The 11111-nt window shown below is 74.0% G+C and carries 10 protein-coding genes; 3 read left to right on the forward strand and 7 right to left on the reverse strand.

The genetic code is table 11. The annotated features are described in order from the left end of the window. The first annotated feature begins 492 nt into the window (after window positions 1-492). The gene (locus C1A33_RS12740) at window positions 493-1203 is read left to right on the forward strand and encodes a PASTA domain-containing protein (RefSeq protein ID WP_101831735.1); all 711 of its coding nucleotides are present in this window, start codon (window positions 493-495) and stop codon (window positions 1201-1203) included. A gap of 31 nt (window positions 1204-1234) precedes the next feature. Here the strand turns inward: C1A33_RS12740 and nudC are convergent, their stop codons facing one another. Further along, window positions 1235-2278 carry an NAD(+) diphosphatase gene (nudC, locus tag C1A33_RS12745; RefSeq protein WP_101831736.1) on the reverse strand — a complete coding sequence of 348 codons (1044 nt, stop codon included), beginning with the start codon at window positions 2276-2278 and terminating at the stop codon, window positions 1235-1237. Between the two features lie 317 nt (window positions 2279-2595). Between nudC and C1A33_RS12750 the strand changes: the two genes are divergently transcribed. Beyond that, window positions 2596-3993, forward strand: a complete 1398-nt coding sequence (locus tag C1A33_RS12750) for a cation:proton antiporter (protein WP_243407474.1) — start codon at window positions 2596-2598, stop codon at window positions 3991-3993. A gap of 30 nt (window positions 3994-4023) precedes the next feature. Here C1A33_RS12750 and C1A33_RS12755 read toward each other — a convergent pair whose 3' ends face one another. After that, window positions 4024-4809 carry an enoyl-CoA hydratase/isomerase family protein gene (locus C1A33_RS12755; protein ID WP_101831737.1) on the reverse strand — a complete coding sequence of 262 codons (786 nt, stop codon included), beginning with the start codon at window positions 4807-4809 and terminating at the stop codon, window positions 4024-4026. Window positions 4810-4984: 175 nt separating this feature from the next. On the opposite strand from C1A33_RS12755, the gene C1A33_RS12760 reads away from it, so the two are divergent. Further along, window positions 4985-5455: an NUDIX domain-containing protein gene (locus tag C1A33_RS12760; protein WP_101831738.1), complete on the forward strand. Its 471-nt coding sequence runs from the start codon at window positions 4985-4987 to the stop codon at window positions 5453-5455. A 298-nt stretch (window positions 5456-5753) separates the two neighbouring features. Here the strand turns inward: C1A33_RS12760 and C1A33_RS12765 are convergent, their stop codons facing one another. The 5 genes from C1A33_RS12765 to C1A33_RS12785 form a co-directional block, all read right to left on the reverse strand. Continuing rightward, window positions 5754-6248, reverse strand: coding sequence for an allophanate hydrolase-related protein (locus tag C1A33_RS12765; protein WP_207770285.1), 495 nt, complete (start codon window positions 6246-6248; stop codon window positions 5754-5756). Beyond that, the gene (locus C1A33_RS12770; RefSeq protein ID WP_207770286.1) at window positions 6245-6952 is read right to left on the reverse strand and encodes a GntR family transcriptional regulator; all 708 of its coding nucleotides are present in this window, start codon (window positions 6950-6952) and stop codon (window positions 6245-6247) included. Before C1A33_RS12770 ends, C1A33_RS12765 begins: the two co-directional genes overlap by 4 nt. Then, entirely contained in the window at window positions 6949-7875 is a 927-nt protein-coding gene (locus C1A33_RS12775) for a hypothetical protein (RefSeq protein ID WP_115537944.1), read from the reverse strand. The genes C1A33_RS12770 and C1A33_RS12775 overlap by 4 nt, the downstream gene beginning before the upstream one ends. Before the next feature lie 31 nt (window positions 7876-7906). After that, a complete protein-coding gene (allB, locus tag C1A33_RS12780) occupies window positions 7907-9397 on the reverse strand; it encodes an allantoinase AllB (RefSeq protein ID WP_207770287.1) in 1491 nt (496 codons plus the stop codon). Between the two features lie 95 nt (window positions 9398-9492). Next, complete coding sequence (locus C1A33_RS12785) at window positions 9493-11037, reverse strand: aldehyde dehydrogenase family protein (RefSeq protein ID WP_101831741.1); 1545 nt, start codon at window positions 11035-11037, stop codon at window positions 9493-9495. Window positions 11038-11111: the final 74 nt, after the last annotated feature.

An 11111-nucleotide genomic window follows, 5' to 3' on the forward strand; every position in this document is an offset into this window, starting at 1 on the left:
GTACCGAACCGCTTGACACGCCCCCCGCCATCCCCACCGCCCGCGCCCAGACAGCCGCCGCCGAGCCCTAGATCGCGTGGGTGGCTGTGCCCAGGGTGCTCTGCGGGAGACAGCGCCGCGCTGCGGGTACCGGGGGTGCGGTTACCGGGGGTGCGGTGCTCGGTGCGGTGCCGGGGTGGTCTTGGGGAGCTCTCTCGGCCTGACTTCTCGCACGGGGGACGTGCGTGCGGGGACACGTGCGGGGAACAGCGGCACCGTGTCGCGAACACCTGGTTCGGTGTCCGGTTTGCCCCAGAGTTCGCGACACACACGGCCACAAGGCTGCCAGGATCACTCGGCGACGAGGATCCGCGAAGATCACGATGCGACACGCACCCCGACTCCGTCACGACCCCCGCCCGTCACCCCCTTGTCCCCCACATGTGATTGACAGATAGCAGACAGTAGCCTGCCTCGGCTGGCGTGATCCGATCAGCAGGGGGGAAAAGGATCATGAGCTACGACCATGGAGGCGACTATCGTCGCCCCCGCGCGGACCCGGGCCGGTTTGACGGTCATCGCGGATATGACGACCGCCGCGGATATGACGACCGTCATGGCCGTGACGACGGATATGACAGCCACGGGCGCCGGGACGGCGGATGGGATCGCCACGAGTACGGCGAGCGTCGCGGATACGGGCCCGCCGCGTACGACGCCGATCCCCAGGTCGCGGCGGCGCCCGGCGGCAGACCCGGCCCCGGTGGGCCGCCGGAGAAGCGGGGCCTCTCCCGCAGGACCACGGTGGGAATCGGGGTCGCGGTGGCGGTCCTTCTGCTCGGCATCGGTGCCGCGCTGGGCGGAGGCGGGACCTCCGCGCCGACCGCGGCCCCCGCCGCCACCGCCAACGCGCTCGCCGAGGGCACCTCGTCCCTCGCTCCGGTGGCGGACGCTGGCGCGGTAGTCCCGGCCTCGCCCGCCACGCCGACGCCGGCACCCACCCGAGCAATCCCGAACGTGGTCGGCATGAACCATCAGACCGCCCAGGACACGCTGCAGGCCGCCGGCTTCTACCGGCTCACCGAACGGGATGGCACCGGCCAGGGGCGAGCGCTCATCTGGGACCGCAACTGGCACGTCATCGCCCAGTCACCGCCAGCGGGGACAGTGATCAGTACGGACGGGGAGATCACCCTGACGTCCAAGAAGTACACGGACGGCTGATTCACGGGATGCCGGCGCCGCGACGGGGAGGTCAGCCGGCGGCGACCCAGGAATCGATCATGTTCCGGGCGATCGAGATCGGGCCGGGGAGCCGCACCGGAACGGCCTCACCGAGCGCCTCGCCCCGACCCGACAAGCCGGAGGAGCCGGTCGAGGCGGTCGAGCCGCCGGTCGAGCCGGCGGCACCGGGTGAGGCGCGCCAGTCGCCGCGGGCCAGCGCCGTCCGCAGGTCGTCGCGGGTGAGCCACATGGCCTCGCAGATCTCGGTCTCGTCCAGGCGCAGCGGCTGCTCGGGATCCGCGACCGCGTGATAACCGATCATGAGGGAGCGCGGGAACGGCCAGGCCTGGCTGCCGAGATAGCGGATGTCGGTCACGTCGATGCCGACCTCCTCGGCGATCTCCCGGGCGACGCAGGCCTCCAGGGACTCGCCGGCCTCGACGAAGCCGGCGAGCACCGAGAACCGGCCCGCTGGCCAGTTGCGGTGGCGGCCGAGCAGCATCCGGTCCGCGCCGTCGTGCACGAGGACGATCACCGCCGGATCGGTGCGCGGATACTCCTCGTGCGACTCGGCCTCGCACACCCTCGCCCAGCCGGCGTTGATGAGACGGGTCGGGGACCCGTCCCGGGCGCAGAAGCGGGCGCGCTCATGCCAGCCGAGCAGGGCGACGGCCGCGGCCAGCAGGGCGCTGTCGTGCGGGCCGAGCTCGGCGCCCACCACGGCCAGGTTCGACCACCGCACGGCCGGGTCGTCGCCCACCGCGGCCCGCTCCCGCTCGCCGCGCACCGCCCAGTGGGCGATGCCGTCGACCTCGCCGAGCAGCAGCGCGTCCGCGGGCGGCGCCCCGGCGAGCTCGGCGCCCACCCGCGTCCACAGCCAGGGGCCGGCCGGCGCCTCGGCCGTCGGCGGCGGGTCGGGCCAGACGACGGGGGCACGCCCCTCGTCGTCGACGACGATCACGCGGGCCGTCGCCCAACCCTCCTTCTGCCGGTCGGGATCCTGGCGCTGCGGCTCGTCGCGCACCAGGGCGGCCCCGGCGAAGGTCGGCGTACGAACCAGCCCGAAATCAGTCACGAGGCGCATCCTCCACATACCCGGCACTCAACAGCGGCAGGGACATCCCTCGGCCACGTTACGGCGGACGTCGGGCGTTTCCGAAGGCCGGCCACGGACGCCGACGTGACCGACCCGCGATCGTCCGGTGGAGTGACGACTCCGGACCACCGGTCCCCGCAACCGCCCGCGAGGATTGTTGCCCGCTGCCATACTTCCTACGGAAACTCACCCGGCCGCCACGTGCCTCCAGCACATGCTTTCCGGCACCGCGCCGCACCCGCGGCGCCGCGGCCATCCGGGACTGTCCCGCCCGCGCGGGAACGGAGGTTCAGTACGTGCCTGGTGATGTCCCCGCTGGCACACCCGCGGGCTTACTGGCCGCCGCGGGCACGCCGATGCCCGCGATCGCGCCGCACGCGATGCTCGTGTTCCTGCTCGCGGTCACCTCGCTTCTCGCCGGCGCGCTGCTGCTCGGGCGGCTCGCCCAGCGGCTCGGCCTGCCCGCGATCGTCGGCGAGCTGGCCACCGGGATCCTGGTGGGACCCTCGGTGTTCGCCCAGCTGGCACCCGAGGCGGCGCACTGGCTGTTCCCCCCCGACCCGAACCAGTTCCATCTGGTGGAGGCCGTCGGCCAGATCGGCGTGATCCTGTTCGTCGGTATGACCGGAACCGAGATGGACGTTCCCGCGATCCTGCGCCGAGGGCGGGCTGCGGCGCAGGTCAGCCTCGGCGGGCTGATCGTCCCGCTGGGCCTCGGCGTGGCTACCGGGCTGCTGCTGCCGGCGGGGCTGCTGTCCGGCGACGTCGACGACTGGGTGTTCGCGCTGTTCCTCGGCGTCGCGATGGCCGTCAGCGCCATCCCGGTGATCGCGCGGATCCTCGTCGACCTGGGCCTGCTGCACAGTCGGGTGGGCCAGATGACGCTGGCCGCGGGCACGGTCGACGACGCGGTCGGCTGGCTGCTGCTGTCGGTGGTGTCGGCGCTGGCGACGACCGGGGTGCGTACGGGTGACGTGTTGACGTCCGTGGTGTCCGTCCTGGGGACGGTGGTCGTCGCGGGCCTCGTCGGCGGGCCGGTGGCCGAGGTCGTGTTGCGCCAGGCTGGGCGGCGGCGGGCCGCGGGCGACTCGCCGGCGTCGGCGGTCAGCCTGGCCTGCGTCGTGATGATCCTCGGGGCTGCCGCCGCGACCCAGGCGCTGCGACTGGAGGCGATCTTCGGCGCGTTCATCGCGGGCATGGTGATCGGATCGCGCCGTTCCTTCGACCCACGCCTCGTCGCACCGGTACGGCTGGTGGTGACGGGCGTCCTGGCACCGTTGTTCTTCGCCACCGCGGGCTTGCGGGTCGACCTCACCCAGCTGCGCCGGCCCAGCGTCCTCGCGGCCGGCGCGGTCGTCCTCGCGGTCGCCGTGACGGGCAAGTTCCTCGGCGCCTACCTGGGCGCGCGGGCCAGCCACCTCGGCCGGTGGGAGGCGCTGGCGCTCGGCGCCGGGATGAACGCCCGCGGCGTCGTCGAGGTCGTCGTCGCCGGCACGGGGCTGCGCCTCGGTGTCATCGATTCCGCCGGCTACACGGTGGTGGTGCTGGTCGCGGTCGCCACATCGATCATGGCACCACCCCTGCTGCGCTGGACGGTCGCCCGCGGCGCCCTCGCCGACCCGCACGACCACCCGACCGACGCCACCGTGCCACCCGCGCAGCGCAACGAGGGCGCCACCATTCCCGCGCCCTAGGCTGACCGTCCGCGCGCTCGCGGGGATATCTCAGACGAACTTCGGGGCGCGCTTGTCGACGAAAGCGGCGACACCCTCGCGGCCGTCGCCGACCGCGCAGGCCGAGATGCCGCGCCCCTCCAGCTCCAGATGCGTCTCCAGACCATGGTCGAATGTCGACAGCAGCAGCTGGCGGACGGTGCGGTAGGAGTTCTTCGGCCCCGCGGCGAGGCGCTGGGCGAGCGCCGTCGCCTCCGCGTCCAGCTCGGCGGCGGGCAGAACCTGGGTGACCAGGCCCCACTCCAGCGCCTCCGGGGCGCGCAGGGTGCGGTTGGTGAAGATCAGCTCCTGGGTGCGGCGCAGCCCGATCAGCCGCGGCAGCGCGTACGTCGTGCCACCGTCCGGGCTGAGCCCGACGTTCGTGTAGGCCAGCGTGAAACTCGCCGAGTCGGCGGCGAGCACCAGGTCACCCATGATCGCGAGACCGATGCCGGCGCCCGCGACCGTCCCGTTCACGGCGACGACCAGCGGGGCGTCCATCCGGGCGAAGCTCGTGACGGCCTGGTGCAGGTCGTCGGCGAGCTTCTTCATCTCCAGGTCGGCACGCTCGCCGTAGCCCGCCATCTCCTTCACGTCCCCGCCGGCGCAGAAGAACCGGCCGGAGCCGGTCAGCAGCACCGCCCGCACGGACGGGTCGCTCGCGACGTCCCGCGCCACCTGGGCCAGCTCGGCGCCCATCTCCTGGTTCACGCAGTTCGCGGCGTCGGGACGGTCAAGGGTGATGCGCGCCACCGCACCGTCCCGCGCGAGCGTCAGCGTGCGGAACTGGGGGCTCATCGGCGTCTCCGTTCGCAGGGGTTCGCTACACCTTTACCAGCATCGGGCCGCCGCTGCCCCGGCTGGCCGGCCACGCAGGCCCGATGCACATATCGGACGGTCGCGGTCCAGGTGACGCCCCCGAGCCGGCGCAGCGCGCGTCGAGTGACGCCCCCGCACCGGTAGCGTTGCGGCCATGGCGCCGTCACTCGACGACATCGTGGCCCGGTCGAGAAAGGCGGTCGCCGCCGGCTGCCTGCTGCGAGACGAGGCCGGCCGGGTGCTGCTGGTCGAGCCCACCTACAAACCGAACTGGGACGTTCCGGGCGGCATCGCCGAGCCGGGCGAGTCCCCGCGGTACACCGCCCAGCGTGAGCTCGGCGAGGAGCTGGGGCTGGAGCTGCCCGTCGGCAGGTTGCTGTGCGTCGACCACCTCGCCGCGACGCCGCGCCGGGCGGACGCGCTGCGCTTCCTGTTCGCCGTGGACGGCCCGCCCGTCCAGATCGACGCGCTGGCCCTGCAGACCGCCGAGATCCGCTCGGCACGGTACTGCACGCCGGGCGAGGTCGCCGCACGGGCCTCGGCGCGCCTCGCCCGCCGCATCGCCGCCTGCCTCACCGCGCCCCGCCTGCCCGTCTACCTCGAGGACGGCGCCCCCACCCTCTGACGCGTCGCGCCGCCGGCGCGTTGACCACGATCGCCGACTTCTCGCCCGCGTGCGTGGCCGCTCTCCTGGGCCGCGCCTAGAGTTGTGATCTTCGGCAGTGTCGTCGTCGCACCGCCGGTCGTGGCCGCGTTCTGGCATGATCGCGGCGGCCCGTGTCGCATAATCTGGGCAGATCGGACACGTCACGTCGAATCAGCGACACGGGGCCGCTGTCCCACGCAGGTTCTTCCCGCCCGAGGCGTGTTCGTGGGGGGTTCCTCGCGAGGTCGGCCCCGAAGATCACAGCTCCACACGCGAGCTAGCGCGGCGGGGGGCCGAGGTCGGCGAGATAGCCGAGCCAGCCGGCGGCATGGCGGATCTCGGTCCGGCCGGCCAGCGTGCCGGCGCGGGCGCGCATGCTCAGTGAACCGCTGCCGTCAGCCAGTTCGATGACAGTCAGCTCCAGCTCCGGCGGCTCCAGCGGCAGCAGCTCGTCGAGCAGGACCGCGTAGCTGACCTCGTAAAGCTCGCCGGGTACCGCGTACCCGCCGACCTCGACGGGTTCCAGGCCGGGGAACTCGTCGTCGAACGACCAGAACCGGTAGCGCGGCGCGGTGTGGACGCGGCCGAGGAAACGCGCCGCGGCAAGCGGGCCGTGGATCGACCCGCCGCTCATCGCCTGCCCGTTGACGAACATCCGCACCGGCCCGGCACCCAGCCCACCACCGGAGACGCCGCCGGACGCTGGCACGACATCCGCTGGCACGACATCCGCGGTCATGACGTCCGGGGCCGCGGTGGGGACGACGTTCACGACCGCCCCCGTTCGGCCGGCGCGGTCAGGCCGGCTGGTTCGGCGGTCTGGCCACGCTCGAGGCCGTGGGCGGCGCCGCGGACCGCATGGGCGAGGACCGCGGCGACGGCATGTTCCTCGTCCCCGCTCGCCAGCGCCGCGAGCAGGTCGCGGTGCTGCTCGACGGGCTCGTACCCGGCCTGCTGGACGTAGTCGTCGGTCGGGTAGAGAAACGCCTGCGACTCCAGGAAGGTCGAGGTGCGGTCGCTGAACGCGGCCCGGTTGATGGCCATGTGCAGGTCCAGATGGGCCATGGCGAACACGGAGCTGCCGACGCCGCCGCCGCGCAGAGCCTGCTCCAGCGGGACCAGCCGGGCGTGCAGCGCGTCCCAGTCGACCTCGGCGGCCTGCCTGCTGATCAGCCGGGCGACGACCTCGTCGAACGCCACCCGCAGCAGATGCATCTCGGCGCGTTCCCGCGGCCCGACCGCGCACACCTCCAGGTGGCCGCGCCGGATCCGGACCACCAGACCCTCGCTGGTCAGCCGCTGCAGGGCCTCCCGGACCGGGGTGCGGCTGACGGCGAGATCCGCCGCGATCCGGTCCTCCACCAGCCGGCTGCCCGGAGCGAGCTCGCCCATCATCACCGCCTGGCGCAGGTAGCGGTACACCCGGCCGCGGGCGGTGCCGTCGGCAGCGGGCCGGACGGAGGGGTCGGCGCTCACGCGTCCTCCAGTGTCAGGGTCTCGCGGGCCAGAGCGGCCCGACAGGCGTGGGTGGCGCGTTGCATGAGGGTGCCGGAACTGACCGTGCAGCCGGCCCGCAGCGCCCGCGCCTGCAGGTCGGAAAGCCGGTTGTTGAGGTCGAAGAAGGCACCGCCCGGGGCGAGCAGATCGTCGAACGAAAAGGCGAACGGGGCTGTCTCCGACTCGCGGGTCTCTCCCCACGTCGTCGAATTGATCAGTATGGCAGGCGCCTGACCGTCGAGCAGGCCGGTCAGCTCGGCGGCGGGCACGGCCAGCGCCCCGGCCGCCGCCGCCAGCTCCTGGGCCGCCGCGTCCGCGCGAGCGCTGATCACCAGCTCGGTGCCGGGCCAGGCACGACGGAGGCCCAGCGCGACCGAACGCGCCGACGCGCCCGCGCCCAGCAGCACGATCCGCCCCGGTTCCCGGCCGGCGGCGAGTAGTTCGAGCACCACCTGCGCCGCCCACGAGTTCGTGTTGACGCCGAGCAGTCCACGCGGGCCGCGCAGCACCGTGTCGACCACCCCGGTGGTCACCGCCGCCGGGCTCAGCGCGGTGAGCTGGACCGCGACGGCCTGCTTCCACGGTGAGAGGACGACGGCGAGCCGCCAGCCGGGGTCCGCGGCGAGCGCGGCGGGATCGGCGACGTGCCGTGCGGCGCCGAGGACGAGGCCGGCGTCGGCGATCGCCCGGGCGAGCATCGGGCTCGCGACGGCGTGCGCCGCGGTGGTCCCGATCGCGCCGATGTCCAGCCGACCCCCGCCGCTTTCCGCCGCGGTCAGGTCGCGGCCGACCTCGGCGGCGAGGCAGCCGCGGACCGCCGCCCGGATCGGGTCGACACCGGCGGGCGGGCCGGCGGGCCAGATCGGCCCGGCGGCCGCGGCGTCCCAGCGCGGCGTGGTCATGTCGTCCCCGGATGGGCGGTGGCGGTGGCGATCATGCGGAGACCAGGGGCGTGGGCAGCCCGGCCCGTCCGGGCGAGGCTGCGTCCCCCGTCCGCGGTCCCGTCCCGGCAGAGCCCGAGGCCGTGCCGGTGGGGCCGGTCTCCTGGTCCGAACGGGCGAGGTCGTCGCCGCCGGGCAGCGGGCGGGGGGTGAGCTGTCGGCCGGTTGGGTCGCCCACCGCCCGGCCGTCCTCGGCGATCAGCTCGCCGCGCAGGTAGGTGGCCCGCACGGCGCCGACGGTCGGCCAGCCAGCGTAGGGCGTGACGGGGTGGCGCGAGTGCAGGTGGCCGGGGTCGACCTCGCCGGCCGCGGTCGGGTCGACGAGGACGAGGTCGGCGTCCGCACCGATGCCGAGATGACCCTTGCGGTCGTCGATCCGCCAGGTACGGGCGGGCGTGTGGCAGCACAACCGGACCAGGTCGGGCAGCGACAGCCGTCCCCGGTGCACCTCGGTCAGCAGCAACGGCAGCATCGTCTCGACGCCGATGAACCCGCCGTGCGCCGCCCAGACGTCGGTCTCGGCCTGCTCGTCGGCGGTGTGCGGGGCGTGGTCGGTGGCGATCAGGTCGACGTCACCGGCGGCGATGCCCTGCCACAGGGCCGCGACATCGGTGGCCGGGCGGATGGGCGGGTTCAGTTTGACCAGGTTGCCGTGCCGGTCGTAGGCGCTGTCGTCGAGCAGCAGGTGGGCGACGAGGACCTCGACGGTGAGCCGGTGCCCGAGCATGCGCATCAACCGGACGCGGTCGAGCCCCGCCGCCGTCGACAGGTGATGGATGTGCAGCTGGGCGCCGGCGTCGCTGGCCAGCGTGATGATCCTGGTGACGGCCTCGACCTCGACGACGGCGGGCCGGCAGGCGAGGTGCGCGCGGGGGTCGGTGCGCCCGCTGGCGCGCAGTTCGCGGCCGAGCCGGCGCAGCAGCGCGTCGTTCTCGGCGTGCACGCCGACGACGAGCCCGGCCGCGGCGGCGGCGCGCAGGCCCGCGTGGATCGCGCCGTCGTCGGGGCACGGGTTGTCGCCGGTGGTCTGACCCATGAACAGCTTGAGCCCCATCGCGCCGGCGGCCGCCAGCGCGGCGATCTCGTCGGCGTTGTCCTGGCCGAGCATGCCGTACAGGCCGAAGTCGACGTGCGCCTTCGGGGCGACGAGCGCCAGCTTCTCGGTGAAGCCGGCGGCCGTCGCGACCGGCGGCAGCGTGTTCGGCATGTCGACGACGGTGGTGACCCCGCCGGCGGCGGCCGCACGGGTGCCGCTGCGGAAGTCCTCCTTGCGGGTCATCCCGGGCTCGCGCAGGTGAACGTGCACGTCGACGAGCCCGGGCAGCACGACCAGGCCCGTGGCGTCGACCTCTCGCCGCCCGGGAGACAGGCCTGTTCCGGCGGCCACCACCTGGCCCGCGCGGATGCCCAGATCCTGGCGGGTGGCCCGATCGGCGGAGACGACCGTCCCGCCGCGGATGACCAGGTCGAAGTCGGTGGTCAAGGGAAGCTCCTTGTGGAATGTCGGCCGGCGGCTCATGGGTTGCCGGCCCGGTCGGGGGATGCGGACCCAGCCGGGGGATGCGGGCGCTGGCCCGATCAGGCGGGCAGCTGCAGCGATTTCACCTCGGTGAGCTCCGCCAGTCCCTCCCGGCCGTGCTCGCGGCCGTTGCCGGACTCCCGCACCCCGCCATAGGGCGCGGCCAGGTTGAACGCTCCGCCGTTGACGACCACCTGCCCCGCGTTGAGCCGCCGGGCGACGGCGATCGACCGGTCAAGGTCCGCACTCCAGACAGCGGCGGTCAGGCCATACCGGGTCCCGTTGGCGACCGCGACCATGTCGTCGACGTTGTCGCAGGCCAGGATGGTCAGCACCGGGCCGAAGATCTCCTCCTGGGCGAGCCGGTGGCCGGCGGCCACGTCGGTGAAGACGGTCGGCCGGAGGTAGTAGCCGCCGTGATGGCTGGCCGGCAGCCCCTCCGGCAGTCCGAGCCCGCCGCGCAGCAGACGCAGCCCCGAGCTCAGCCCGTCGGCGATGAACCCGCTCACCCGCGCCTGCTGGGCGGCGCTCACCACCGGGCCGAGACCGGTGCCGGCTGCGCGCGGCGGTCCGACGACGGTGCGGTCGACGATCTCGGCGACTCGCTCCTCGACCTCCGCCAGCAGTGCGCGTGGCACGATCAGGCGGCTCTGCGCCCCGCACACCTGACCGTTGTTGAACAGGCAGCTGCCGAGCACGCCGGGCAGCGCCTCGTCCAGCGACGCGTCGGGCAGCAGCAGCGCCGGGTTCTTGCCGCCCAGTTCCAGCACGCTGCGGGTGATGGTGGTCGCGGTGGTGGCGAGGATGCTCCGGCCCACCTCCCGCGAACCGGTGAAGCTGATCATGTCGACGTCGGGGTGGGCGACCAGCGCCGCGCCGACCTCGGGGCCGGTGCCGCCGACGACGTTGACGACGCCCGGCGGCAGCCCCACCTGCGCGAGCAGCCGGGTGGCAGCCCAGGCGGCCAGCGACTTGATCTCGGACGGCTTGATCACGACGGTGTTGCCGAGGGCGATCGCCGATGAGATCTTGCTGACCAGCATGTGTAGCGGGAAGTTCCAGGCGGTGATCGCCGCGACCACGCCGGCCGGCTCCCGCACGACGAGCGACGTGCCCTCCCTGCGGGGGGTGAGCACCGCCTCGGCAAGCTCCCCCAGATGCTCCAGGCAACCGACGGCTCGTCCCACGTGCACACGGCGGGCGAACTCGGGTATCAGTCCGAGCTCGTCGACGACCAGTTCAGTGAGGGCGTCCGCGGCGGCGGCGAGCCGTTCCCGCCAGGCGTCGAGGTAGCGCATCCGCTCGGCGAGTGGTCGGGCCGCCCAGCCGGGCGCGGCGGCGCGGGCGGCGGCCAGTGCCCGGGCGACGGTCGCCGGGCCGGCATGCCCGGTGACGCCGATCAGCTCGCCGGTGGCCGGATCGTGCACGGGCGTGCCCCCCGACCGGGCCCCCTCCACGAGCACCCCGTCGACGTAGTGCCCGGTGACGGTTGGCCCGCTGGCGACGGAGAGGCCAGCGGCTGGAGCGTCCATGGGCCGAACGGGCGACGGCGCGCCGGGGCTGGCTGCGGCCGGGTCGGCGACGGTCAGGCCGGGTGTGGGCACGATGCTCCTCCAGAACGGCGGGGGTCCGCCGAGACAGCGACAGCGGCCGGGGCGGCGGGGACGTGGCCCGCGGC

Origin of the sequence: Frankia canadensis (assembly GCF_900197875.1) — a bacterium.
Lineage (GTDB): Bacteria > Actinomycetota > Actinomycetes > Frankiales > Frankiaceae > Frankia > Frankia canadensis.